This is a genomic window from Candidatus Allofournierella excrementavium, assembly GCF_048526665.1.
In the GTDB taxonomy this organism is placed as follows: Bacteria; Bacillota; Clostridia; order Oscillospirales; family Ruminococcaceae; genus Allofournierella_A; species Allofournierella_A excrementavium.
In genome coordinates this window covers 1-24545 of sequence record NZ_DBGFPE010000028.1, presented here as the reverse complement: position 1 = coordinate 24545, position 24545 = coordinate 1, and the positions used below count along the sequence as shown (strand labels likewise).

23 protein-coding genes, 2 tRNA genes and 1 pseudogene are annotated in these 24545 nt (G+C 63.4%); 18 read left to right on the top strand and 8 right to left on the bottom strand.

Annotated elements, in window-relative coordinates:
• Positions 1 to 4: 4 nt before the first annotated feature.
• The gene (locus ACMI1Q_RS07650) at positions 5 to 805 is read left to right on the top strand and encodes an aldo/keto reductase (RefSeq protein ID WP_419503345.1); all 801 of its coding nucleotides are present in this window, start codon (positions 5 to 7) and stop codon (positions 803 to 805) included.
• Between the two features lie 56 nt (positions 806 to 861).
• On the opposite strand, the gene ACMI1Q_RS07645 is transcribed toward ACMI1Q_RS07650, so the two are convergent.
• Genes ACMI1Q_RS07645 through ACMI1Q_RS07635 form a run of 3 tightly spaced genes read right to left on the bottom strand, consistent with a single transcriptional unit; the run spans position 862 to position 2898 of the window.
• Positions 862 to 1344 (bottom strand): N-acetyltransferase family protein, encoded by a 483-nt coding sequence (locus ACMI1Q_RS07645; protein WP_419503344.1) that lies wholly within the window; start codon positions 1342 to 1344, stop codon positions 862 to 864.
• A 24-nt stretch (positions 1345 to 1368) separates the two neighbouring features.
• Complete coding sequence (locus ACMI1Q_RS07640; protein ID WP_419503343.1) at positions 1369 to 1653, bottom strand: DUF6506 family protein; 285 nt, start codon at positions 1651 to 1653, stop codon at positions 1369 to 1371.
• Between the two features lie 18 nt (positions 1654 to 1671).
• Entirely contained in the window at positions 1672 to 2898 is a 1227-nt protein-coding gene (locus ACMI1Q_RS07635) for a C69 family dipeptidase (RefSeq protein ID WP_419503342.1), read from the bottom strand.
• A 315-nt stretch (positions 2899 to 3213) separates the two neighbouring features.
• Between ACMI1Q_RS07635 and ACMI1Q_RS07630 the strand changes: the two genes are divergently transcribed.
• The 8 genes from ACMI1Q_RS07630 to ACMI1Q_RS07595 all read left to right on the top strand — a co-directional run bounded on the left by ACMI1Q_RS07630 (position 3214) and on the right by ACMI1Q_RS07595 (position 10704).
• On the top strand, positions 3214 to 4803 hold the full coding sequence (locus ACMI1Q_RS07630) for an ABC transporter substrate-binding protein (RefSeq protein ID WP_394980698.1): 1590 nt from the start codon (positions 3214 to 3216) through the stop codon (positions 4801 to 4803).
• Between the two features lie 89 nt (positions 4804 to 4892).
• Positions 4893 to 5858 (top strand): ABC transporter permease, encoded by a 966-nt coding sequence (locus ACMI1Q_RS07625; RefSeq protein ID WP_394968549.1) that lies wholly within the window; start codon positions 4893 to 4895, stop codon positions 5856 to 5858.
• Positions 5859 to 5868: 10 nt separating this feature from the next.
• Positions 5869 to 6087, top strand: a complete 219-nt coding sequence (locus ACMI1Q_RS07620) for a hypothetical protein (protein WP_419503341.1) — start codon at positions 5869 to 5871, stop codon at positions 6085 to 6087.
• On the top strand, positions 6069 to 6719 hold the full coding sequence (locus ACMI1Q_RS07615) for an ABC transporter permease (protein ID WP_419503340.1): 651 nt from the start codon (positions 6069 to 6071) through the stop codon (positions 6717 to 6719). Before ACMI1Q_RS07620 ends, ACMI1Q_RS07615 begins: the two co-directional genes overlap by 19 nt.
• A gap of 8 nt (positions 6720 to 6727) precedes the next feature.
• Positions 6728 to 7699 carry an ABC transporter ATP-binding protein gene (locus ACMI1Q_RS07610; RefSeq protein WP_419503339.1) on the top strand — a complete coding sequence of 324 codons (972 nt, stop codon included), beginning with the start codon at positions 6728 to 6730 and terminating at the stop codon, positions 7697 to 7699.
• Positions 7692 to 8696, top strand: a complete 1005-nt coding sequence (locus tag ACMI1Q_RS07605; protein WP_177522076.1) for an oligopeptide/dipeptide ABC transporter ATP-binding protein — start codon at positions 7692 to 7694, stop codon at positions 8694 to 8696. Before ACMI1Q_RS07610 ends, ACMI1Q_RS07605 begins: the two co-directional genes overlap by 8 nt.
• Positions 8693 to 10078 carry a M14 family zinc carboxypeptidase gene (locus tag ACMI1Q_RS07600; RefSeq protein WP_419503338.1) on the top strand — a complete coding sequence of 462 codons (1386 nt, stop codon included), beginning with the start codon at positions 8693 to 8695 and terminating at the stop codon, positions 10076 to 10078. The genes ACMI1Q_RS07605 and ACMI1Q_RS07600 overlap by 4 nt, the downstream gene beginning before the upstream one ends.
• Before the next feature lie 38 nt (positions 10079 to 10116).
• Positions 10117 to 10704, top strand: coding sequence for a TetR/AcrR family transcriptional regulator (locus tag ACMI1Q_RS07595; RefSeq protein ID WP_419503337.1), 588 nt, complete (start codon positions 10117 to 10119; stop codon positions 10702 to 10704).
• Between the two features lie 69 nt (positions 10705 to 10773).
• Here ACMI1Q_RS07595 and ACMI1Q_RS07590 read toward each other — a convergent pair whose 3' ends face one another.
• Together ACMI1Q_RS07590 and ACMI1Q_RS07585 are read right to left on the bottom strand one after the other, a co-directional pair.
• Positions 10774 to 11280, bottom strand: coding sequence for a MarR family winged helix-turn-helix transcriptional regulator (locus tag ACMI1Q_RS07590; protein WP_419503336.1), 507 nt, complete (start codon positions 11278 to 11280; stop codon positions 10774 to 10776).
• Between the two features lie 98 nt (positions 11281 to 11378).
• Positions 11379 to 12622, bottom strand: a pseudogene (locus ACMI1Q_RS07585) (YfcC family protein).
• A 376-nt stretch (positions 12623 to 12998) separates the two neighbouring features.
• On the opposite strand from ACMI1Q_RS07585, the gene ACMI1Q_RS07580 reads away from it, so the two are divergent.
• Entirely contained in the window at positions 12999 to 14192 is a 1194-nt protein-coding gene (locus ACMI1Q_RS07580) for a M20 metallopeptidase family protein (protein ID WP_419503335.1), read from the top strand.
• Between the two features lie 156 nt (positions 14193 to 14348).
• Complete coding sequence (locus ACMI1Q_RS07575) at positions 14349 to 14933, top strand: TetR/AcrR family transcriptional regulator (protein WP_419503334.1); 585 nt, start codon at positions 14349 to 14351, stop codon at positions 14931 to 14933.
• Positions 14934 to 14987: 54 nt separating this feature from the next.
• Here the strand turns inward: ACMI1Q_RS07575 and ACMI1Q_RS07570 are convergent, their stop codons facing one another.
• Genes ACMI1Q_RS07570 through ACMI1Q_RS07560 form a run of 3 tightly spaced genes read right to left on the bottom strand, consistent with a single transcriptional unit; the run spans position 14988 to position 18052 of the window.
• Positions 14988 to 15341 carry a DUF1667 domain-containing protein gene (locus ACMI1Q_RS07570; RefSeq protein ID WP_419503333.1) on the bottom strand — a complete coding sequence of 118 codons (354 nt, stop codon included), beginning with the start codon at positions 15339 to 15341 and terminating at the stop codon, positions 14988 to 14990.
• A 4-nt stretch (positions 15342 to 15345) separates the two neighbouring features.
• On the bottom strand, positions 15346 to 16611 hold the full coding sequence (locus ACMI1Q_RS07565) for an NAD(P)/FAD-dependent oxidoreductase (RefSeq protein ID WP_417025777.1): 1266 nt from the start codon (positions 16609 to 16611) through the stop codon (positions 15346 to 15348).
• Complete coding sequence (locus ACMI1Q_RS07560) at positions 16604 to 18052, bottom strand: NAD(P)/FAD-dependent oxidoreductase (protein ID WP_419503332.1); 1449 nt, start codon at positions 18050 to 18052, stop codon at positions 16604 to 16606. The genes ACMI1Q_RS07565 and ACMI1Q_RS07560 overlap by 8 nt, the downstream gene beginning before the upstream one ends.
• Before the next feature lie 538 nt (positions 18053 to 18590).
• Between ACMI1Q_RS07560 and ACMI1Q_RS07555 the strand changes: the two genes are divergently transcribed.
• From ACMI1Q_RS07555 to ACMI1Q_RS07525, 7 genes are all read left to right on the top strand, one after another.
• Positions 18591 to 20720 (top strand): alpha/beta hydrolase, encoded by a 2130-nt coding sequence (locus ACMI1Q_RS07555; RefSeq protein WP_419503331.1) that lies wholly within the window; start codon positions 18591 to 18593, stop codon positions 20718 to 20720.
• A 218-nt stretch (positions 20721 to 20938) separates the two neighbouring features.
• On the top strand, positions 20939 to 21511 hold the full coding sequence (locus ACMI1Q_RS07550) for a glycerol-3-phosphate responsive antiterminator (RefSeq protein ID WP_419503330.1): 573 nt from the start codon (positions 20939 to 20941) through the stop codon (positions 21509 to 21511).
• A 58-nt stretch (positions 21512 to 21569) separates the two neighbouring features.
• Complete coding sequence (gene glpK / locus ACMI1Q_RS07545; RefSeq protein ID WP_419503329.1) at positions 21570 to 23060, top strand: glycerol kinase GlpK; 1491 nt, start codon at positions 21570 to 21572, stop codon at positions 23058 to 23060.
• Between the two features lie 138 nt (positions 23061 to 23198).
• Positions 23199 to 23654 carry a spore coat protein gene (locus tag ACMI1Q_RS07540; protein ID WP_419503328.1) on the top strand — a complete coding sequence of 152 codons (456 nt, stop codon included), beginning with the start codon at positions 23199 to 23201 and terminating at the stop codon, positions 23652 to 23654.
• 155 nt (positions 23655 to 23809) lie between these two features.
• Positions 23810 to 24235: a DUF1622 domain-containing protein gene (locus ACMI1Q_RS07535; RefSeq protein WP_419503327.1), complete on the top strand. Its 426-nt coding sequence runs from the start codon at positions 23810 to 23812 to the stop codon at positions 24233 to 24235.
• A 154-nt stretch (positions 24236 to 24389) separates the two neighbouring features.
• Positions 24390 to 24466 (top strand) — tRNA-Pro (locus ACMI1Q_RS07530).
• A gap of 3 nt (positions 24467 to 24469) precedes the next feature.
• Positions 24470 to 24545 (top strand) — tRNA-Gly (locus tag ACMI1Q_RS07525).

The window sequence follows — 24545 nt, the reverse complement described above, 5'->3', positions numbered from 1 at the left end:
ACGCATGGAGCACATCACACTGAACAACGGCGCGCCCATGCCCATGGTGGGCCTGGGCACCTGGCAGCTGCGGGGCCAGGCGGGGGAGCGGGCCATTCTGGACGCGCTGGAACTGGGCTACCGCCTGCTGGACACCGCCCGCATGTACGAGAACGAGGACATCGTGGGCAGCGCCGCGAAAAAGAGCGGCCTGCCCCGGCGGGAGGTCTTCATCACCACCAAGCTGTTCACCCCCAGCGCCGGCTACCGGAAGGCGAAGGAGGACATCGCCCGCTCGCTGGAGGCGCTGCAGACCGACTACATCGACCTTTTGCTCATCCACGAGCCCTACGAGGCCGCGCCGGAGATGTACCTGGCGATGGAGGAGGCCTGCGCGGCGGGGCTGGTGCGGGCGGTGGGCCTTTCCAACTTCAGCGGGGAGGAGTATCTGCGCTTTCTCAAACACTGCCGGGTCACGCCGGCGGTGGACCAGGTGGAATCCCATGTGTATCACCCGCAGCTGGCGCTGAAAAAGCTGCTGGAGGAAAAGGGCACGCGGATGCAGGCCTGGGCCTCCTTCACCGAGGGGCGGCGGAACATCTTCGCCGAGCCAGCGCTGGCCGAGGCGGGCCGCCGCCACGGCAAGACCGCCGCCCAGACGGCCCTGCGCTATCTGGTGGAAAAGGGCATCCCGGTGCTGCCCAAGTCCGCCCATCGGGAGCGGCTGCGGGAGAACCTGGACATCTTTGATTTTTCCCTCACCGACGAAGAGCGCCGTGCCATCGCCGCCCTGGACGAGGGGCGCTCCCTGTTCGGCTGGTTCTGACTCGCGAATCAAAAAAGCAGGCCCCGGAGCCATCGGCTCCGGGGCCTGCGCGTTTTTCAGCTTTCCGCCAGGGTGGTGAGGGTGTCGCCAGCGATGCGGTACACCGTCCAGTCGGACATGGGCTCCGCGCCCAGTGAGAGATAGAAGTCGATGCTGGGCCGGTTCCAGTCCAGGCACCACCATTCCAGCCGCCCGCAGCCCCGCTCCACGGCGATCTGCGCCAGCTTTTTCAGGATGGCTTTGCCGTAGCCCTGGCCCCGGTATTCCGGCTTCACATACAGGTCCTCGAGATAAAGCCCCGCCCGGCCCAGGAAGGTGGAGAAGTTGTGGAAGAAGAGGGCAAAGCCCGCCTCTGTGCCATCGGCCATCACAAAGATGACCTCCGCCTTCTGCTTGTCGAAAAGCCATTCCTCCAGCGTGGCCTCGTCGGCCACCACCTCGTCCAGCATCTTTTCGTAGTCGGCAAGCTCCTTGATGAATTGCAGGATGAGGGGCGTGTCCTCCCGCCGTGCATACCGAAAATCAGGCGCGCTGTTCATGTTCACTGTCCTCCCTTGTTTTGCTCAATGCCCGAACACCGCCGCGTACAGCGCGTCCTGCTGGGGCAGATGGGTCACATAGCCCACCGGCACTTTGCCGCCGGTGGCCTCGATGACGCGGCGGGCGCCCTCTTCGCCAAAGGCGCCGCACAGTTCGACGCACTCCATCCCCGCCGCGCAGAGCTCCCGCGCGGCCTCGCAGGCCTGTTCCAGGTCCGCAACGCCCACCATGCGGGCGCTGCCGCCGTGGATGGCCGCCCGGTCCTGCCGGGGGTCGAAGTCTCCCATGATGATGAATGCAAAGGTCATCCCGTTACCTCCCGCGGCTCAATCGCCGCTCACCACCGGGCGCTCCGGCTGTGCCAGCGCCCGGTTTTTGTTTTCCCAATAGCGCAAAAAGCGCCCCGCGCCCCGGCGGGGGCCCGCCTGCTCTGCCGCGGGGGCCCACTTTGCAAAGAAGGCCGCGGCCTCCTCCCCGGCGCGGCGGGTCCGCTCCTCCCCGGCGGGCAGGGCCAGGCAGCTCGCTTCCAGAGCGTTCCGCTCGGCGTAAAACTCCGGCGGCGGGGTGCGGCCCACCCAGGCACGGGCGAAGGCTTCCCGCTGCCGCCACCAGCGGGCGGCCTCTTCCGCCCGGCCCGCGGCGAACACCGGGGCCTGAAGCTCGGCCCCGAACTCCCAGGGCACAAAGAGGGAGAGGCAGGGGGTGGAGCTGCCGGTGAGCCAGACGGTGACGCGCTCGCCCAGTTCCACCACCATGGACGAGGTGGTGTGGTCGCCCACAAGGCCGCCGGCGTGCATGCAGACGCCGGCCACGTCGCCCTTGGTCAGCGGGGAAGAACCCGCCCGGTGGGTGCGCAGGGCGGCCATCATGTCCGCCGCGCTTTCGGCCTTCGCGGCCAGGGGCGCGGTCTGGGCAAGGCGCTGCTTCGAGCCGGAAAAATGGGAGTAAACCGGCTCGCGGAAGCGCCCGGCAAAATCGAAGGGCGCGCCGGTGCTGTATTCATCGCCCTCCGCGCCGATGGAAAGACGGTTGGAGATGCTGCCGGCGCTCACCTTGCGGCGGACCCATTTTTTGCCCGCCGTCTCCACCAGCCAGACCTCCCGGCGGTCCAGGATGAGGAAGGCGTTGTCGTAGAAAAAGCTGTGGTCATAGCCGCAGTCGCCTCCCTGGCCGTACTGCTCCAGCAGCCGGGGGATGAGCCCGGCCGCCTGCCCGGCGCTGGCCGAGCGCTCCAGCGCGAGGCGCACCAGGTCCATGCCGGTGAGGCCGGCGGAGGCGTAGCGGCCCTTGGTGAACACCGCCTCGTTGCCGATGCACACCCCGTGCTCGTTCACGCCCATCTCCGCGCCCCACATCCAGGCGGGGCGGCTGAGCAGGGTGGCGTAGGTGTGGGGCGCCTGCTCAATGGTCAGGTAAGTGGCCCGCAGCTCCTTTTCCCGGTGGTCCCGGGCAGGCCGGTATTCGATGACCTGGGGTTCGTTGGGGCTGCGGTCGCTGTTTTTTGCAAACAGAGCCAGCCCCTCGTTCACCACCCGGCCCAGGGTATCGCACATGAACGGTCCCTCCCTTGCGCCGCGCGGTCGGCGGCGCATATTTTTTCTTCATTATACGCTTTGCGGCGCAAGGGGGCAAGGCTCTGCCGCCCGCGCAAAAAAGACTGCAAACCCGCTCCGGAAGATGGTTTGCGGCCTGTTTGGCCAGCGCTTTCAAAACGGACGAAATGACCTTTTTTGAGTTTTTTTGTAAAAACCTGCGATTTCCTGTTGACTTTACCGAGTTAAATTGATAAAATGCAAACATGATTGCACGATGTTGTGTAATTGATTGCTTTCTTGCGAGGCAAAAATTCAATAGAGAGGGGAATCATCATGAAAAAGAAAGTGTTATCAATGCTGATGGCCGCGGTCATGGCGCTGAGCCTGGCGGCCTGCGGCGGCGGCACGACCGGCTCCGGCACGGCCAGCACCGGCGCGTCCGAAGCGGGCGGGGAGAAGGTGCTGCTGGTCGGCCTGGGCGGCGACCCCACCAGCTTCAACCCGGACGCCAACACCGACGACAATGCCTATCACGTGGCCTGCAACCTCTACAGTGGCCTGCTGACGCTGAACAACAACGAAGAGATCATCCCCGATCTGGCCGAGAGCTGGGAGATCTCGGAGGACAACCTCACCTACACCTTCCACCTGCGCCAGGGCGTGAAGTGGCACGACGGCGAGCCCTTCACCTCCGCGGACGTGAAGTTCACCTACGAAAAGATCATTGAGGAGAACGGCTATCTGGCCGGCGATCTGGCCGTGGTGGACACCATGGAGTGCCCCGATGACAACACCTTCGTCATCACCCTGAAAGAGCCCAGCGCGCCCTTCCTGTCCAGCCTTGCGTGGTACAACAACAGCATCCTGCCCCAGCACCTGTTCGACACCGACGAGGATTGGACCACCTGCGCCGCCGCCACCACCGCGCCCGTGGGCACCGGCCCCTTCAAGTTCGTCAGCGAGCAGAGCGGCGTGAGCATCACCCTGGAGAAGAACCCCGACTACTTCGGCGGCGAGCCCTCCATCGACAAGGTCATCTACGTCATCAGCACCGACACCGACACCGCCTATCAGGCATTCATGAACGGCGAGCTGGACTATCTGACCGACGTGCCCGCCTCCAGCGTGGCCGCTCTGGAAGCCGACTCCAACTACAAGGTGGGCTGCCTGTCCGCCGGCCGCCGCTTCCAGCTGTGCTTCAACATGAACGGCGAGTACACCTCTGACCTGGCGGTGCGTCAGGCCGTGGCCAAGGCTCTGGACCGGGAGGAGATCTCCACCAAGGGCACCAACGGCCTGCAGGCTCCCGCCTACGGCTTCTATCCGCCCTTCCTTGACTGGGCCTACAACGCCGACGCCGACATCGGCGAGCAGGATGTGGAGGGCGCCATCCAGCTGCTGGAGGACGCCGGCTACACCAAGGACGCCGACGGCTACTACCTGCACCTGTCCTTCCTGGTGTTCACCGGCGGCACCTACGCCGACTGCGCCAAGGTCATCAAGAGCCAGCTGGCTGCCATCGGCATCGACGCCACCATCGAGGAGCTGGAAGAAGGCGCCTGGGTGGAGAAGGTCTTTGCCGGCAACTATGACATGTGCATGATGGCCGGCTTCCAGGGCCCCGACCCCGACAACATGACCAACCGCGTGGGCACCGGCGGCGGCCTGAATGTCTCCTTCTACTCCAACACCGAAGTGGACGACCTGCTGGCCAAGGCCCGCGTCATCACCGACGAGACCCAGCGCGGCGAGTACTACAAGGAAGTGCAGACCATCCTCAGCCAGGATCTGCCCATCCTGCCCCTGGTGGAGTACGCCGGCTACTATGCCTGCCCCTCCTACATCTCGGGCCTGCCCTACATCGACACCGATGTGGATGACATCAACGCCTACAACTTCAGCAAGGTGACCATCAACAAGTAAGTGTAAACCGAAAGGGAGCACAAAGGCCGGAGCGCCGTTTCACACGGCGCTCCGGCTCATATGCTCCCTTTTTCACAAGGGGAAAAGCCATGGGAAAATATTTCATCAAGCGCATCTTCACCGCGCTCATCGTGGTGCTGGTGGTGGTGGGCCTGAACTTCGTCATCATCCGGCTGGCGCCGGGCGACCCCGCCACCATCATGGCGGGCTTCGATAACCCCAGTGAGGAGTTCAAGGCGGCCATCACCGCCAAATACAACCTGGACAAGCCCATCCCGGTGCAGTTCATCACCTACCTGAGCCGCCTGGTGCGGGGCGACTTGGGCGAGTCTTACTACAACAACGCCTCGGTGGTGTCCCTCATCGGCGAGCGCTTCGGCGCGTCGCTGCTGCTGTCGGGCACCAGCGCGGTGCTGGCCTTTGTGCTGGGCACCTCCCTGGGCCTTGTGGCCGGCCAGCGCACCGGCGGCATCGCCGACCGCACCTTCTCCACCGGGGCCTATATCTGCAACTCCATGCCCTCCTTCTGGCTGGGCATGATGCTCATTCTGGTGTTCGCCTCCAAGCTGGGCTGGCTGCCCACCCAGGGCATGTATGACATGCGCCTTGGCGCCACCGGCTTCGCCCGGGTGGTGGACGTGGCCCGGCACATGGTGCTGCCGGTGGCCACCCTCACCCTCATCCAGATCCCGGCCTACTTCCGCATCACCAAGTCCTCGGTGTGCCAGGTGCTCACCGACGACTACATCACCACCTTCCGCATCACCGGCATGAGCGAGGGAAAGATCTTCCGCAAATATGTGCTCAAGAACGCCATCCTGCCGGTGGTCACCGTGTTCGGCATCAACCTGGCCTATGTGGTGTCCGGCTCCACCCTGGTGGAGACGGTGTTCTCCTGGCCGGGCATCGGCATCATGATGTTCAACGCCATCAGCAACCGCGACTACAACGTGCTCATGGGCGTTTACATCATCCTGGCGGTGTCGGTGGCGGCGGTGATGATCCTGGTGGATCTGGTCTACGCCAAGCTGGACCCCCGGATCCACTACGAATGAGGTGCGCGCCATGAAAAAGAAAAACTTTCTCACCATTTTTGCCGGCTATGTGCGCATCAGCCCCAAGCTTTTGTGGGGCCTGGTGTTCTTCGCGGTCATCCTGCTGCTGGCGGTGCTGGCCCCGGTGCTTTCGCCCTACGACCCCTATTACCTCAGCGACGACCTTCTGGTGGCCCCCTCACCGGCGGCCACCTGCTGGGCACCACCTACATGGGCGAGGACGTGCTGAGCATGATCCTCTACGGCGGGCGCACCTCGCTGAAGATCGGCATCATCGCGGCGGCCCTGTCCGGTGCCATCGGCGTGGTGCTGGGTGCGCTGGCGGGCTTCTTCGGCGGCATTGCCGACAAGCTGCTCACCGAGGTCACCAACATCTTTCTGATGATCCCGTCCTTCTTCCTCATCCTCATCGTGGTGGCCATGTTCGGCAGCAGCATGTTCAACGTCATGGTCATCATCGCCCTCACCAGCTGGCCCAGCAACGCCCGCATGATGCGCGCCCAGGTCATGTCGCTGAAAGAGCGCACCTACGTCAAGAGCGCCCAGACCATCGGCGAATCCAAAGGGCGCATCCTCTTCCACTACATCGTGCCCAACGGCATCTATCCCATCATCGCCAACACCACCATGAACGTGGCCCAGGCCATCCTCACCGAGGCCAGCCTGAGCTTTCTGGGCCTGGGCGACCCCAACGTGGTCAGCTGGGGCCAGATGATCATGTCCGGCAAGTCCTATCTGGTGAACGGGTGGTGGATCTCGCTGTTCGCCGGCCTTGCCATCATGCTGGTGGTCATCGTGTTCTACATGATCGGCGACGGGCTGAACTACGCCATGAATCCCAAGCTCCAGAGCAGAAAGTAGGAAAAGGCATGAACAAACTGAACATAGAAGACCTGAGCGTGGTCTACCACGGCAAGGAAAAACAGGTCCGGGCGGTGGATCACGTCTCCTTCTCGGTGGACGCGGGCGACAGCCTGGGCATCATCGGCGAGTCCGGCTCGGGCAAATCCACCATGATCCACGCCCTTCTGCGCCTTCTGCCGGAAAAGACCGGCGAGACCCAGGGGCACATCTGGTTCGACGACACCGACCTGCTCACCTGCGACGAAAAGACCCTGCGCAAGCTGCGCTGGAAGGAGATCGCGGTGGTGTTCCAGCGCTCGATGAACAGCCTCAGCCAGATCCACACCATCGGCGAGCAGTTCGAGGACGTCTACCGGGTGCACGAGCCCCGGGCCGCCAAGGCGCAGATGAAAGAGATCATCTGCGGGCTGTTCGAAAAGGTGAACCTGAACCCCCGCATCTACAACATGTATCCCTTCGAGCTGTCCGGCGGCATGCAGCAGCGGCTGAACATCGCGCTGAGCATCATGTTCAGCCCGGCGCTGCTCATCATGGACGAGGCCACCACCGCCCTGGACGTGGTGACCCAGGGGCAGATTTTGGACGAGCTGATGGAGATGGAAAAGACCATGTCCATCACCCGGCTGATGATCACCCACGACCTCTCGGTGGTGGCCACCAGCTGCAAAAAGATTCTGGTGCTCTACGCCGGGCGGCTGATGGAGTTCGGCACGGTGGAGGACATCCTCAAGAACCCCCAGCACCCCTACACCCAGGGCCTCATCGCCTCCTTCCCGTCGCTCTACGGCGAAAAGACGGCCCTCAAGTCCATCCCCGGCATCCTGCCGGACATGTCCAAGGAGTGCCCCGGGTGCATCTTCGCGCTCCGCTGCCCCTACGCCGACGAGCGCTGCTATGCCCAGCGCCCGGCGGACGTGGAGCTGGGAGGCATCCACCGGGCAGCCTGCCACCGCTGCAAAGGAGGAGCAAATGGATAACCGGCAAAACGCCCTGATCGAAGTGGAAGGGCTGAAAAAATTCTACAAAAACCGCGGCACCGGCGGCCTGTTCAAAAAGAAGAAGATGGTGCAGGCGGTGGGCGGCGTCAGCTTTGAGATACGCAAGGGCGAGATCTTCGGCGTCATCGGCGAGTCCGGCTGCGGCAAGTCCACCATGGGCCGCACCCTGGTGAATCTGGAAGCGCCCACCGCGGGCGACGTGCGCATCAACGGCGAGAGCGCCCGGGCCATCCTGCAAAAGGACCCCAAGGCCTTTCACCAGATGGTGCAGATGGTGTTCCAGAACCCCTTCGACACCTTTCTGCCCACCGAGACCATCGAGCAGATCATGCTGCGCCCGCTGGAGATAAACGGCCTGGGCGGCAGCGAAGAGGAACGCCGCCGGCGCATCGTGCAGCTGCTGGAGGACGGCGGCCTGTCTCCGGCGGAGGATTTTCTGGGGCGCTATCCCCATGAGCTCTCCGGCGGCCAGCTGCAGCGCATCTCCATTCTGCGGGCCATGAGCGTCAACCCCCTGTTCCTGGTGGTGGACGAGCCGGTCTCCATGCTGGACGTGTCGGTCCGGGCGGACATCATCAACATGCTGCTGGATCTGACCAAAAAGTACCAGACCTCCATCCTGTTCATCAGCCACGACATCGCGGTCATCCGCTATGTGGCCAGCCGCACCGCGGTGATGTATCTGGGGCGCATCGTGGAGATGGGCGACACCGACGCCCTCATCCAGCATCCCATGCACCCCTACACCCAGGCGCTGGTGTCCAACTGCGCCTCCATCGACATCGACAGCCACGTGGAGAAGATCCATGTGGAGGGCGAGCCGCCCTCCCCGGTGGACCCGGGCCCCGGCTGCTACTTTGCCGACCGCTGCCCCCGCGCCTGCGAAAAGTGCAGGCAGGAATACCCGCAGGAGACCCGCCTGCCCGACGGGCGTGTGGTCGCCTGCCATCTTGTGAATGAGGGAGTGATCCAATGAACTTTGACATGGAATCCATCCTGGCCCGCGTGCCGGATTATCAGGAGTTCTACACCGTGGACGAGCTGAACCAGCATTCCTTCCAGCTGGCGAAGGAGTACCCCGATGTGGTGGAGCTGTTCGAGGCGGGCCGCTCCAAGGAGGGCCGGCCCATCTACTGCCTGAAGATCGGCCAGGGCAGCAAAAACGCCCTGCTCTACGGCACGCCCCACCCCAACGAGCCCATCGGCAGCATGATGCTGGACGCCCTCAGCCGCATTCTGGCCGAGGACGAGCAGCTGCGCAAGGAGCTGGACTACACCTTCTACATCGTCAAGTCCAGCGACGTGGACGGCCTGGCCAAAAACGAGGGCTGGCTGAAAGGCCCCTTCACCATCACCCAGTACCAGCACAACTTCTTCCGCCCCGCCTTTGACCAGCAGGTGGAATGGTCCTTCCCCTTCGACTACAAGACCTACCACTTCGACGCCCCCACCCCCGAGACCCGGTGCATCATGGGCCTCATCGACAAGACCCAGCCCGCCTTCATCTACTCGCTGCACAACTGCGGCTTCGGCGGCTGCTACTGGTATCTCTCCAGCGGCGACGAGGAACTGTATAAGAGATTCCTCACCGTGCCCGCCAAATACGGCGTGGACCTGAATCTGGGCGAGCCGGAAATGCCCTACTGCAAGGGCCTGTACGACGCGGTGTACGAGATGACCGGCGCCAAGGACAACTACGACTATCTGGAAAAGTTCATGCCGGACACCCCCACCGCCTCCCTGATGAGCGGCGGCGGATGCAGCTATGAGTACGCCAACCGGGATGGCGGCAGCACCCAGATTTTGGTCACCGAGATGCCCTACTACGTGGACGAGCGGGTCTCCGACACCAGCCTCACCAGCCGCAGCCGCCGCCAGGTCATTCTGGAGAGCTGCGCCGTGGCCCAGGAGTACTTCAGCGCCTGGAAGCCGGTGTTCGACCGGCTGGAAAAATTCTTCTCCGCCGACAACCAGTTCTATCTGGCCGTGCGGGAGCGGGTGGGCATGGAGAGCCACTCCGCCGCCAAGATGGAGTGGGCCCGCTCCGACCCGGAGATGGAAAAGCCCGCCACCGTCTGCCAGGAGTTCGACAACCTGCTCACCACCCGTTTTTACTCCAACCTCAGCATCGTGCTGCTGCGCCGCGCCTGCCAGGAGGAGCTGAAAAAGCCGGACCTTGCCCCCGAAGTGCGCGGCCAGCTGGAAAAAGCTGCCGATTCCCTGTATAATAAGGAGTGTGAGAATCTGGCGGCGATGGAAAAGCTCTTCCACTACAAGGCCATCCCCATCGCCCATCTGGTCAAGGTGCAGCTGGAGTGCGGTCTGCTCTACGCGGACTATGTGCACGGAATGAATTGAACGCGGGCCGCCCGGCGGGCCCCGCGCTGGGGGAAACTATGGAAAAAGAGGCTTTTCTGCGCCTGCCCGAGGCAAAGCGGGAGCTGCTGCTGAAAAAGGGGAAGGAGGCCTATGTCCGCTATCCCTTCGAGGACATCACCATCCGCTTTTTAACGGGGGAGCTGGGCATCGACCTGACCACCTTCTACCGCTACTTCGAGAGCCGGGACGACCTGCTCATCTATGCCTACCGGGACCTCATCGGGCGCACCCGCTATGAGGACTACGCGCTGGTCTACCGCTTTGTCAACGTCTACGACGACGCGCTGGACAACGACTTCTTCGCCGCCTGCATGCGCATCGGCAACGCCCACCGGGAGATACGGGACCGGCTTTTGCAGGTGGAGCAGGACATCCTCTATCCCATCATCAGCCGCAAGCTGCGGGCGGAAAAGTACGCCGGCCGGGTGCGGCGGGACGTGGACGAGGACCTGGCGGCCTATCTCTTCGCCTCCATCTCCTTCAACCTGTTCAACTACTTCGACCAGTGCGGCATCACCGACCCGGTGCTGCAGGCCAACATGAAGGAGTATGTCTATTTCCGTTTCTTCCAGAACGGCATCGGCGTGCAGGACAGCGCCGAATGAAAACAACAAAAAAGAGCCCCCGGCCGGCCGCGTTTCGCAGCTGGCCGGGGGCTCTTTGTCTGCCGAAGGTCAGGTCTTTTTGATGAGGCGGGGCTTTTCGCCGGAGCGCCCGCTCTGCGCCAGGGAGGCGTTCAGCCGTTCCAGCGCGGCGGTGAAGGCCGCCAGCTGTTCGTCGCTCACGCCCTCCAGGTCCCGGAAAAAGCCGCCGAACATCGCCAGCCCCACGGTGGAGGTCTGCTGGCGGTAGAGGTCCACTCCGTCGGGGGAGGGCCGCAGGATGATGTTCTTGCGGTTGGTCTCGGTCTGGTATTTGTCCACCAGGCCCTGCTCGCAGAGATACTTGGTGATCTTGGAGAAGGTGCTCTGGGGAATGCCCAGCCGCTCGGAGATGTGGTTCATGCAGGAGTCGTCGTCCTGATGCTCCAGAATGTATTCAAAGACCTGCCATTCCTGCGTCGTCAGGCTCAGCTCATCGGAGAGCCGCACGGTGCGCCCGGCGGTGCGCTGCACCACATTGGTGTGCTTCACAAGGGCGGCCACCAGCGGCCGGTACCGGCCCATCCATTCAGTTCCCACGGGATAAACGCCTCCTTTGCCCGCGTGATGTTCCACGGTAAGATGATACTATCACAGCGGCAAAGGAGATGTCAATGCGGGGGATGCGGCGCGTCAGGTCACAGAACGGCCATGCCCACCGACAGGATGACGATGTGCAGCACCAGCATCATGGCAAGGGGCTTCCAGATGTATTTCACCCAGGTGGTGTACTCGATGCGGCAGATGGCGATGGCGCCCATCAGGGTGCCGCTGGTGGGGTGATGCCGTTCACCAGCGCGCAGGCGCCGCTGAGCACGCACACCATGATCTCGGGCACAAGGCCCAGGTTCTGGGCCAGGGGCCCCATGATGGGCATGGACACGGTGGCCAGACCCGAAGAGGAGGGGATGAGCACCGACAGCAGCAGATACACCACATAGGAGCAGCCGGTGAACAGCAGGGAAGAGGTGCCCTGCAGCGCCTCGGAGGCCTTTTCCAGGATGTACATGTCCAGGCCGGTGTTGCTCATGATGACCGACACGCCGCGGGAGACCGCGATGACCAGCGCCACGCCGATCAGATCGCCCGCGCCCGTCAGGAAGGAGTTCACGATGTCCCGCTCTTTCAGGCCGCAGACAAGGCCGATCACGATGCCCATCAGCAAAAACCAGGCGGTCAGCTCGCTGAAGTACCAGTCGCCCAGGTTCTTGCGGGTCAAAAAGCCGGTGTGGTCAAACAGGTGGATGCCGAAGGAGCTCCAGGGCACCATGCCCACGATCATCACAACGAAGGAAAGGCCGAACAGCACCATCACGATCTTCTGGCGCAGGGTGAAAACAGAGTCGGCCTCCGGCTTCTTTTCGCCGCCGTACTCCTTCTCCACCTCGGCCCACTCCTCGCTGGTCAGCAGCGAGGCGGCCTTGTTCCCCTTCACCTTGTGGGCATAGCGCAGCACAAAGGTCACGCCCACGATATAGCACAGGATCCACGAAAGGCCGCCCACCAGAATGATGACGGTCTGGTTGGTCTCTATGCCCGCGGCGTTCAGCGCCGCCACGCTGGCGGAGATGCTGAAAGGGTTCACCGTGGAGCCCAGCACGCCGGCGGTGGAGCCCAGCAGGATGGTGGAGGCCGCGGTGAGGGAGTCAAAGCCCGCCGCCACCATGGTGGAGGTCACCAGGGCGTAGAAGGCGATGGTCTCCTCCGCCATGCCGTAGGTGGTGCCGCCCAGGCTGATGAGGAACATCAGGACCGGGATCATCCAGGTCTCTTTTCCGTTCAGCTTTTTCGCAACGGCGGTGATGCCCGCGTTCAGCGCGCCGGTCTTCATCACCACGCCCAGAAAGCCGCCCAGAATGAGCACGAACAGGGCAACGCCCATCGCGCTGGCAAAACCGTCGATGGGGGCCATGATCACGTCGGCCGCCGTGGCAGGAGTGATGGCCGGGATGAACCGGGTGATGATGGCGACCACGATGGTGAGCAGGATCAGCACCGTGAACGCGGTGGGCATGCGAAATTGCTTCTTTTGCTTTTTCACAAGAATTGCTCCTTTCGATCATTCGGGGGGGGCCTTTTCCGCGCCGGGCGAAGAAGGCGGTTGACAGCGGGAGAAAAATTTTGTAGAATTAGTTCATCGAATTGATTCTATGAACAGATTCTATCACGTGAGTTCGGAAAAAACAACCCTTTTCAACAAAAAGTTTCCGCGCCGTGAAAAAAGGCGCGGAGCACATCCGCTGGGAGGCGAAGCTGTGATGAACAAACTGTTGGAACGCGCAAAAGAACTGCAGCCGGAGCTGGTGGAAAACCGCCGCTGGCTGCACAGCCACGCGGAGGTGGGCTTTGAGCTGACCGAGACCTGCGCCTTTGTGGAAGAAAAGCTGCGGGAGCTGGGCTATGAGCCCCGGCGCATGAGCAAAGCGGGCGTTGTGGCCACCCTGGGCAAGCCGGGCGGCAAGACCATCCTGCTGCGGGCGGACATGGACGCCCTGCCCATGAAGGAGGAGTCCGGCCTTGCCTTTGCCGCCAAGGGCGACGCGGCCCACACCTGCGGCCACGACCTGCACACCGCCATGCTGCTGGGCGCGGCGAAGCTGCTGAAGGAGCACGAGAGCGAGCTGAACGGCTGCGTGAAGCTGATGTTCCAGCCGGACGAGGAGGGCACCAACCCCCTGGGCTTTTCCGGCAGCCAGGCCATGCTGGAGGACGGCATCCTGGAGGACCCCCATGTGGACGCGGCCTTCTCCATGCACATCTGGTCCAACGCGCCCTACACCGCGGGCACCTTCTTCTCCCGCAAGGGGGCGCTGATGTCCTCCTGCGACACTGTCACCGTCACCGTGACCGGCAAGGGCACCCACGGCAGCATGCCCCAGGACGGCGTGGACCCCATCAACGCCGGGGTGCACATCTATCAGGCCTTTGAGAACCTTCTGGCCCGGGAGATCCCGCCCTTCGAGCAGTGCACCCTGACCATCGGCCAGTTCCAGAGCGGCTCCGCCGCCAACGTTCTGCCCGAGACCGCCCAGCTGGTGGGCACCCTGCGCACCGTCTCCGAGGACACCCGCGCCCGGATGAAACAGCGCATCGAGGCCATCTGCGCCGGCGTGGGCCAGGCCTTCGGCGTGCAGGTGAAGGTCACCTTCACCCAGGGCATCCCCTGCGTGTACAACGCGCCCGCCTTCACCGAAAGCGTGATGGAATGCGTCGAAGAACTCACCGGCCGGCCGGTGGGGGACATGGAGGTGCCGCTCACCGGCTCCGACGACTGGAGCGAAATTTCCCAGAAGGCGGACTCCTGTTACATGCTGCTCTCCGCCGGCACCGCCGAGGAGGGCTATCCCTGGGCCCATCACAACTCCAAAGTCACCTTCAACGAGGACGTGATGCACAAGGGCGCCGCGGCCTTCTGCGCCGTTGCGCTGGACTGGCTGCGCAAAAACGGCTGACCGTTTCGCCCCGGCATGAACAGGGCCCGCCGGCTCTCTCTGAAAAGGGAGCGCCGGCGGGCCTTTTCCGCGGGGCGGTTGAGAACGGGGCGGGAACTTGTTATAATGAACGAAAGCACGCTGTGAGCAAACGAGGTGGCGCCGATGGAAAAGAAAATGACCAAGCGAGCCCTGCAGGCCCAGGAAACGAAACAGAAGATCTACCGCTGCGGCACGGAGCTCTTCCGCAAACACGGCTACCAGAACGTGAGCGTGGAGCAGATCGCCCAGGCGGCGGGGGTGGGCATCGGAACGCTGTATCACTACTACCCCTCCAAGGCCGACCTCTACGGCGAGATGTTCATCCGCGCCGACGATTTCTTCCGCGCCTTCGAGGAGCCCGGGGTGCTGGAACAGCCGCCGGAAGAAGTGCTGCTGGAATACTTCCGCCAGTATGCCCGGCTGAACGAGGGCATGGGCATGGAATATGTGCAGCTGCTGGCGATCCCCAAAAACCGGGAGATCTTTCAGGGCAACGAGAACTTTGAGCTGATTTTGGAAAAGCTGCTGGCCGGCTATCAGAGCGACGGCCGGGCCAGCCGCCGCCGCACGGCGGCCCAGTGGCGCGGGTATCTGATGACCTGCGCCCGGGGCGTGGTCTTTGACTGGGTCATCCACAACGCCCCGGACTACGACCTCACCGCCCGGATGGACTTCGTGATGGGCGAAGTGATCAAGCCGCTGCTGCAAACAGAGGAATGAAAAAGGAACGCCCCGGCGGGGCGTTCCTTTTTTTGTTCGGTATTGAGCGGGCGCTCACAGCGCGTCCATGTCCCGGCTGGCCACAAGGTCGGCTCCGGTGCCCAGCAGGTCGGGCAGGATGACCTGGCCCCGGCGCACCGGCGCGGTCAGGCGCACCTTGGCCACCTCGGCCATGGCGTCCATCAAAAGGCCCTTGGGGATGGCCCGGCTGGTCTTGACGGGGATGCGGGGATAAAGCCCGCCCTCCACGCAGACGGTGGTGGTGAGCACGCGGGTGGGGTTGCGCAGTTCGTTCTGGCCGTACTCCGCGCCCTTGGGGCAGGAGTTGCCGGTGACGGCCCAGCCGTTTTCCTCGTCCACCTTCAGGTGGCAGCCCTTGGGGCAGACGATGCAGATCAGTTCTTTCATCGCGTCACACCTCCCGGATGCTCAGGGTCAGGGGACCCCGTGCCAATTTCAAAAGCTGGGGCGGCAGCGCCACCTGCTCCATCTCGCCGGGAGCCATGTGCTCCCGCTTGAAGCGGGCGATGGTCTTGCCGTCGGCGTCGGTGGCCAGGATCTGGGCGTCCCTGGTCACCCGGTTCACCCGGAAGAACACCTGGGCGGGTTTTTCCAGCGCGTCCAGCCGCAGGTGCTGGGGCACGGTGTAGCTCACGCCGTCGCCGTTTTTCAGCTCCAGCGCCTCGCCCGCCGCGTGCTTGCCCTGCACCCAGGCGGCGGCCGCCGCGCCCGCCCGCTCGCTCTCGGCGGAGACATAGTCCACCAGATCGTGGACGTGCACCACGTTTCCGCAGGCGAAGATGCCGGGCACGCCGGTCTCCATGTTTTCAAACACCACCGCGCCGCTGGTGCGGCGGTCCATGGCGATGCCCGCCTGCCGCGTCAGCTCGTTCTCGGGGATGAGGCCCACGCTCAAAAGCACGGTGTCGCAGTCGAACACCATCTCGGTGCCGGGGATGGGCCGCCGGTCGGGGCCCACCTGGCTCACCGTCACCTGCTCCACCCGCTCGTGGCCCTTGATGTCGGTGATGGTGTGGGAGAGATAGAGGGGGATGCCGTAGTCCTCCAGGCACTGGACGATGTTGCGGGTGAGCCCCCCGGAGTAGGGCATCAGCTCCACGCAGGCCAGCACCTTGGCCCCTTCCAGGGTCATGCGGCGGGCCATGATGAGGCCGATGTCGCCGCTGCCCAGGATGACCACCCGGCGGCCCACCATGTAGCCCTCCATGTTGAGGAAGCGCTGGGCCGCCCCGGCGGTGAACACGCCGGCGCACCGCTCGCCGGGGGTGCTGATGGCGCCCCGGGTGCGCTCCCGGCAGCCCATGGCCAGCACGATGGTCTTTGTCTCCAGCACCATGTAGCCGTCGGCGCCGTTGATGGCGTGCACCTGATGGGGCGCGCCGTCCCCGCCCGGCACCACCTGAAGCACCATGGTGTCCAGCTTGACCTGCACGCCGGTGGCCTTCAGCATGTCGATGTAGCGCCCGGCGTACTCCGGGCCGGTGAGCTCTTCCTTGAAGCGCTGCAAACCGAAGCCGTTGTGGATGCACTGGTTCAGAATGCCGCCCAGTTCCTTGTCTCGCTCCAGCACGAGGATGTTCTTCACGCCCTCGTCCCAGGCTTTGCAGGCGGCGGCGAGGCCCGCAGGGCCGCCGCCCACCACGATCAGATCATACATTTGCGTTCCCTCCCGTCTTGGTCCTGCCCGTCAGGATGGTGCTGCCCGCCTGTTCCAGCAGCACTTCGGCCTGGTCGATGCCAAGCTCCCGGGCGATGATCTCCTGCACCCGCGGGCCGCAGAAGCCGCCCTGGCAGCGGCCCATGCCCGCGTTGCACCGGCGCTTGACGCCGTTGATGGACCGGGGCGGGATGGGGCTGTGCAGCGCCGCCACGATCTCCCCTTCGGTGATGGTCTCGCACCGGCAGACCACCCGGCCGTAGCGGGGGTCCTTGCGGATGAGCTCGTTCTTCTCCTCGGCGGAGAGGTTCTTGAACACGATGTGCTCCCGCTTATCCACAAAATCCGGGTCCGACTCCAGGGCAAGGCCGTCGGCGGCCAGCATCTCGGCCGCCAGTTTGGCGATGGCCGGCGCGCTGGAAAGGCCCGGGCTCTTGATGCCCGCAAGGTCGATGAAGCCGGGGTGAGCCTTGCTCTCCTCGATGATGAAGTCGCTGCGGGTGGTGTTGGCCCGCAGGCCGGCGAAGTTGCGGATGTTCTGCCGCCACTCCACGCCCGGCACGCTGCGGGCGGCCTTGGTGCGCACCTCGGCCATGCCGGCGGCGGTGTTGCCCAGGTCCAGCCGGTCCTCCATGCCCTGGGCGTTGGGGCCGCAGATGAGGTTGCCGTGGATGGTGGGGGCCACCAGCACGCCCTTGCCCTCCGGGCCGGGGCACTGGAAGATGACCCGGCTCACACGGTCGTGCTCGGATTTGTCCAGCAGGTAGTATTCGCCCCGGCTGGGCAGGGTGTGCCAGTCGTTGGGCTCCAGCATCTCGTGCACCCGGTCGGCGTCCACGCCGGCGGCGTTCAGCACGAAGCGGGCGGCCACGTCGCCGGCGGGCGTGTGCAGCACAAAGCCCGCGCCGGTGTCTTCAATGCCGGTGACCGGGCAGTCCCGCCGCAGCTCCACGCCGCCGCGCACCGCGGTCTCGGCCATGGCGATGGCAAAGCCCCAGGGGTCGATGATGCCGGCGCTGGGCGCCAAAAGCGCGCCGCACACTTCCTCCGAAAGCCCCGGCTCCATCGCCCGGGCCTCCTCGCCGGAGAGCAGCCGCAGCCCGGGCACGCCGTTTTTGCAGCCCCGGTCGTAAAGGGTGCGCAGGGTGGGCAGCTGCTCGGGGCTGAAGGCCACCACCAGCGAGCCCACCCGCTTGAAGGGCACCTGCAGCTTTTCGCAGATCTCGCCGGTGAGGCGGTTGCCCTCCACGTTCAGCCGGGCCATCAGGGTGCCGGGCTCCGGGTCGTAGCCCGCGTGGATGATGGCGCTGTTGGCCTTGGTGGTGCCGGCGGCGATGTCCGCCGCGGCCTCCAGCACTGCCACCCGCAACCTGTAGCGGGCCAGCTCATAGGCCGCCGACGCGCCCACCACGCCGCAGCCGATGATGACTACATCGTACATAGAAAAATACCTCCCAAACCGAATATGCCCACCGCCGAAAGGTGATTCCGGCGAAAAGAAACAAAAAAAGAGCAAAGCAAACACGTCCCGCAGGGCGGGAAACGGGCTGCTTTACTCTCAAACACGAAGCAGTTGTTCATTTGACATTGTGATTATAGCAAACATGGGGCAGAACATGCAATAGGCCGGCCGGATTTCAGCGAAACGATGGTCTTTGAGCCTGTGAGATGCGCGTTTTGCACAAAAGATTGACAATAATTTCTCAATCCGGTTCACAGCTTTAATGTAATAAAAGGCGGGGCGCAGATGCACAAAAACATTATCCGAATTGTCGAAAATATATCTAAGTTGACAAATATTGTTTCTTAGTGTACGATAAAGACGCTTTCAAAAAGCGCCGAAGTATGGGAGACGGGCGCAAAGGCAGCTGCTGCCTTTGCGCCCTTTTTTGGTATAGGGACTACAAAGCAAAGGGGGGAAACAAAGCATTTGGGGGCAGACCCGCCAAGGAACTCAAGCAACAACAGGAGGAGTCACAATGGAAACGACCAAGAAAAAAATCTTTGATCTCAGCACGGCTTTGGGCTGTAAGCGGGTGCTGGCGGTGCTGGTGGCTGTAATCTTGCTCTGCAGCCTGTTTGCCCAGCTCATCTTCACCGACGGCGGCCGCATCAAGGTGGAGGACATCGCCATCGACGCCCGCGGCGCAACGCTGGAGGGCGAACTGTACTACCCTGTGGGCACCACCGACGAAGACAAATACCCGGCGGTGGTCATCGTGCCGGGCGCGGGCGTTATCTATGCGCAAATGCGCAGCTTTGCCGAAGAGCTGGCCAAGCGCAACTATGTGGTGTTCAACATCAACGCCTACGGCTCCGGCGCCAGCGAGACGCCGGTCTACAACGAGAACGACCAGGGCATTCTGGAATACAACATCTTCGGCACCCCCATGGGCTGCCTGGACGCGGTGGATTTTGTCCGCACCCTGCAGTTCGTGGATCAGGAGAACATCGGCGTGATGGGACACTCCCAGGGGTCCCGCCGCTCGGGTTACGCGGCGCTGATGGACTGCGGCTACTACACCCTGAACGACATCCTGCTCACCGTGCTGAACGAGAAGCTGGGGGTGGAGATCAGCGCCGAAGACATTGAGAAAAACGCCGACGACATCGCCGCCGAGCGGCTGGACGCCAGCGGCCTGAACGCCTACAACATCCTCAAGGAACAGGAGACCGAAAACTATAACACCATGATCCGCAGCGCCTGCCTCATCGGCTCCACGGCGGAGTATGTCAACCCCACCGCCCAGGTCACGGTGGCGGGCCATGAGGTCACCCGCAGCTGCCAGGTCAACCTGTGCATCATCAACGGCACCTTCGACTACGGCTATGTGGGCTTCAACACCTCTGAAGACCTGAAAAACGCCTGGTACATCGCCCCCGACGAAGAGGTGGTGCAGGGCGCTTACTACAGCCTCAACGACGCCGAGGGCAAAAACGAGATCATCGGCACCTACCGGCAGGACACGGCGGCGAACAACCAGGCTCTGGCCGACGCCATCCAGAACCGCACTCTGCGCACGGTGTTGCTGACCAACGAGACCCACTCCAAGGAGTTCTTCTCCCGCCAGACCACCGCCATGACCATCGACTACTTCAACCAGACCCTGGGCGGCGATACCTCCCGCGCGGTCACTGACCCCGGCGAGACCAGCTTTATGTGGCGCGAGCTGATGAACTTCATCGCCCTGCTGGCCATGATCGGCACTCTGGTGCCCATCGTGCGTCTGATGGTGCTGACCAAGAAGTACCAGCCCTGCGCCGCGGACCGCGCCACCATGGCCGCTGCCCGCAACCAGAAGCTGGGCAACGTGCTGGTGATCGTGGGCACCATCCTGCTCAACGGCCTGGCCATGTACTTCGGCAATGCCCAGAAGGCTATCATCGCCTTCACTGCCAGTGATTTCTTCCCCCTGATGATCACCTGCTGGGCACCCATTTACTTCCTGCAGTGGCTGGCAGTGATGGGGGTCGTGCTGGTGGTGGCTTATGTGCTGGTCACCGGCAGTTTCGAAAGCGTGAAAAACTTCGTGAAGGAGATGTTCACCTGCGGCTTCAAGACCATCGTCAAAGACCTGGTCATTGCGCTGGTGTTCGTGGCCTGCGGCTATCTGTTCATGTCCATCACCCGGTATCTGTTCTATCAGGACTTCCGCCTGTGGATGGTCATGTTCTCGCCTCTCACGGCAGACCAGTGGCTCATCGTGGCGCGCTATGCGCTGCTGATCCTGCCCTTCATGTTCCTGACCAACCTTGCCACCAACTATCTGTCCGACATGACCATCGGCAAAAAGAGTCCTGCGCTGGATGTTGTCATCACCATCGCGCTGGCAGTGGCAGGTGTGTGGGCGCTGTGCGGCATCACCCACATCGTGGATTACGGCGGCTTCATGCCCGGCAAGTCGGTCACTTCTTTCCTGCTGACCTACGGCGCCGTGCTGTTCCTGCCCATCCTGACCTTTGTCAGCCGCAAAGCCTATCAGCTCACCAAAACCATCTGGGTGGGCACCTTTGTGAACACCCTGCTGATGGCCTGGCTGCTGGTCTGCGTGTCCGGCACAAACGGCAGCTATGTGCCCCAGACCTGGATCACCAACTTCCTGGGATGAGTTCGGACCTTTGTGTAACATTGATAGAAAAGAAACGCCTCCCTGGTGATTTATGACAAAAACGTGCACTGTCGCTTTACAACGATTGAATTATCTGTCATAATAAATATCGTCCGGTAGAGGAACGGAGCGGGGCGAACGAGAGTTCGCCCCGCTTTTGTGTACATGTTTATTTTTTGTCAATTCGGCGGGGCGCGGGCCCCGCAAAAGGGGGAGCCATGGAGGAAAGTCAAAGCAAAAAGCACCGCATGCTGGACTGCCCGGTCATCGCGGCGGTAAAGGACGAAGCGGGCCTGGCCGCCGCGCTGAAAAGCGAGTGCGAAGTGATCTTTCTGCTCTTCGGTTCGGTGGTGAACGTTGCGGACCTGGTGGAGCGGGTGCGGGGCGCGGGCAAGCTGGCCATCGTGCACATCGACCTGCTGGACGGGCTGAGCCAGCGGGAGGTGGCGGTGGACGGCCTCACCCGCATGTGCGCGCCGGACGGCATCATCTCCACCCGGCCCGCTCTGGTGCGCCGGGCGCGGCATCTGGGGCTGCTCACGGTGCAGCGGGCCTTCATTCTGGATTCGCTGGCCCTGTCCAACCTGCCGGCCCAGCTTTCGGTGGGCAAGCCGGATTTCATCGAAATTCTGCCGGGCATCATGCCTCGGGTCATCACCGAGATCACCCAGTCCACCGCCACACCGGTCATCGCCGGCGGGCTCATCAAGTACAAGGACGAAGTCATGGCCGCCATGCGGGCGGGTGCGGCGGCGGTGTCCACCACCTGCCCGGCGGTCTGGGAGATGTGAAACGAAACCGGCGGGCGCGGGCCCGGCGGAGAGCAGATAAAAAAGGAGGCGCCTCGCCGTGAAAAAGTACGTGATCGCCCTGGACCAGGGCACCACCAGCAGCCGCTGCATCCTGTTCGACGAACACCAGAACATCGTGCAGCTTGCCCAGAAGGAATTCACCCAGCACTACCCCAAGCCCGGCTGGGTGGAGCACGACCCCATGGAAATTTACTCCAGCCAGTACGGCGTGCTGATGGAGGTGCTGGCCCAGAGCGGTGTGGACGTGCGGGAGATCGCCGGCATCGGCATCACCAACCAGCGGGAGACCGCCATCGTCTGGGACAAGGAGACCGGCCGCCCGGTCTACAACGCCATCGTGTGGCAGTGCCGGCGCACCGCCGCCTTGTGCGAGACCCTCAAGGGGGACGCGGAGTTCACCGCCTATGTGAAGGACCACACGGGCCTTCTGGTGGACGCCTACTTCTCCGCCACCAAAATACAGTGGATTTTGGAAAACGTGCCCGGCGCGCGGGAAAAGGCCGAGGCGGGCAGGCTGCTGTTCGGCACCGTGGACACCTGGCTCATCTGGAAGCTCACCGGCGGCAGGGTGCACGTGACCGACTACACCAACGCCAGCCGCACTATGCTCTATAACATCAAGGACCTGTGCTGGGACGAGGCCATCTGCGCCCGGCTGGGCATCCCCATGAACATGCTGCCCGAGGTGAAGAGCTGCAGCGAGGTCTACGGCCATGTGAACATCCAGGGGGTGGAGGTGCCCATCGCGGGCATCGCCGGCGACCAGCAGGCCGCCCTCTTCGGCCAGACCTGCTTTGAGCCGGGCGAGGCCAAGAACACCTACGGCACCGGCTGTTTCCTTTTGATGAACACCGGCGAGCGGATGTACCAGAGCAAGAACGGCCTGCTCACCACCATCGCGGTGGGCATCGACGGCAAGGTGCAGTACGCGCTGGAGGGCAGCGTCTTTGTGGGCGGCGCGGTGGTCCAGTGGCTGCGGGACGAGCTGCACCTCATCACCGAAGCGTCGGACACCGAGTACTTCGCCACCAAGGTGAAGGATTCCGCCGGCGTTTATGTGGTGCCCGCCTTCACCGGCCTGGGCGCGCCCCACTGGGACATGTACGCCCGGGGCGCCATCCTGGGCCTGACCCGGGGCGCGGGGCGCAACCACATCATCCGGGCCAGCCTGGAGGCCATCGCCTACCAGACCGCCGACGTGCTGTGGGCCATGGAGCAGGACACCGGCATCCAGCTGCGGGAGCTGCGGGTGGACGGCGGCGCCTCCGCCAACAACTACCTGATGCAGTTCCAGGCGGACATCGTGGCTCGCACCATCCGCCGGCCCATGATCCGGGAGACCACCGCCCTGGGCGCGGCCTATCTGGCGGGTCTGGCCACCGGCGTGTGGTCCAGCCTGGACGACATCCGCCGCCAGTGGACGCTTGACAAGCTCTATGAGCCCGCCATGGAGGAGGAAAAGCGGCAAAAGCTGGTGGCCGGCTGGCACAAGGCCGTGCGCCGCGCCAAGGACTGGGTGGAAGACTGAACCTGTATATACACTTCTTCTCTTTGCCCCCGGCGGACCCGTTTCGGGCCGCCGGGGACTTTTTTCGCATAGCGGGCGGTTTTTGGGGAACACTGACACCATACCGCGCAAGACGCGAAAAAAAGGAGAGAGAACACCATGCCCATGACCAAAAAGGAACAGAGCCTTTTGAAGGACCTGCAAAACGAGGAAAAACTGTGCGCCGAGAAGTATTCCAAGGCCGCCGAGGCGGCCTGCGACCCGGCCCTCAAGACCATGCTGGGCCAGATCGCCAAGGCCGAGCAGAACCACTACGACACCGTGACCGACATGCTGGCGGGCAAGGTGCCCGCCCCGGCGGCCGCTCAGCCCAAGGCGGCCAAAGCCCAGACCCCGCCCCGCTCCACCGCCACCCGCGCGGGCAAGAAGCAGGACGCCTATCTGCTGGCGGACCTGCTGGCCACCGAGAAGTACGTGGCGGGGGTCTACAACACCTCGGTGTTCGAGTTCTGCGATGAGAAGAGCCGCCAGGTGCTCAGCGGCATCCAGCAGCAGGAGCAGCACCACGGCAAACAGCTGGCGGATTACATGCAGGCCAACGGCATGTACCGCTGACAAAAACAGGCAAAGGGTCCCGCGGCGCGCCGCGGGGCCCTTTTTCGCGCCGGCGGCTTTCACCGGGGCCTATGCAAACGGCGGCGCATCTGGTATACTTATTATAAAACCGAAGGCGCCCGGCTTTGCGGGCCGCGGCGCGGGGAGGAACGAACATGGATCCGATGTTTTTTGAGACGCTCTACAACGAGCTGCACGAGGGCCTTGTGACCCTGGTGAACCTGTCGGTGGTGCTGCTGGAGTTCATCGGCGTGGGCGTCATCGTGGTGGCGGCTTTGCAGGGCATTTATAACTATGTGCGCCGCGACCCCCTGACCCGCCTCAAGCTGGCCAAGGGCATGGCCATGGGCCTGGAGTTCAAGCTGGGCAGCGAGATCCTGCGCACGGTGGTGGTGCGCGAATTCACCGAGATCGGGCTGGTGGCCGCCATCATCGTGCTGCGGGCGGCGCTGACCTTCCTCATCCACTGGGAGATCAAGACCGAGGAATCCCAGATGGAGCAGGAGCTGGAACGGCGGCAGGCGGAGATACAGGACATCACCGAAGAGGCCGAGGAAAAGCGGGCCGCGCAGGAAAAATAAAAAAATTTCGTCCCTCCGCATTGACGCGGGGGGACGAATCGGTTATAATAGCAAAAGCGCCCTGCCGGGCAGCCACCGCGAGGTACTCCCCGGCGGCTCAGCACGGGACACGGCGCAGTTCTCAAATCGACAGGACGCGGCCGGCCCCGATCAACGGGATGTAGCGCAGTTCGGTAGCGCGCCTGCTTTGGGAGCAGGATGCCGCAGGTTCAAATCCTGTCATCCCGACCATAAGCGGCTTTAGCTCATCTGGTAGAGCGCCACCTTGCCAAGGTGGAGGTAGCGAGTTCGAGCCTCGTAAGCCGCTCCA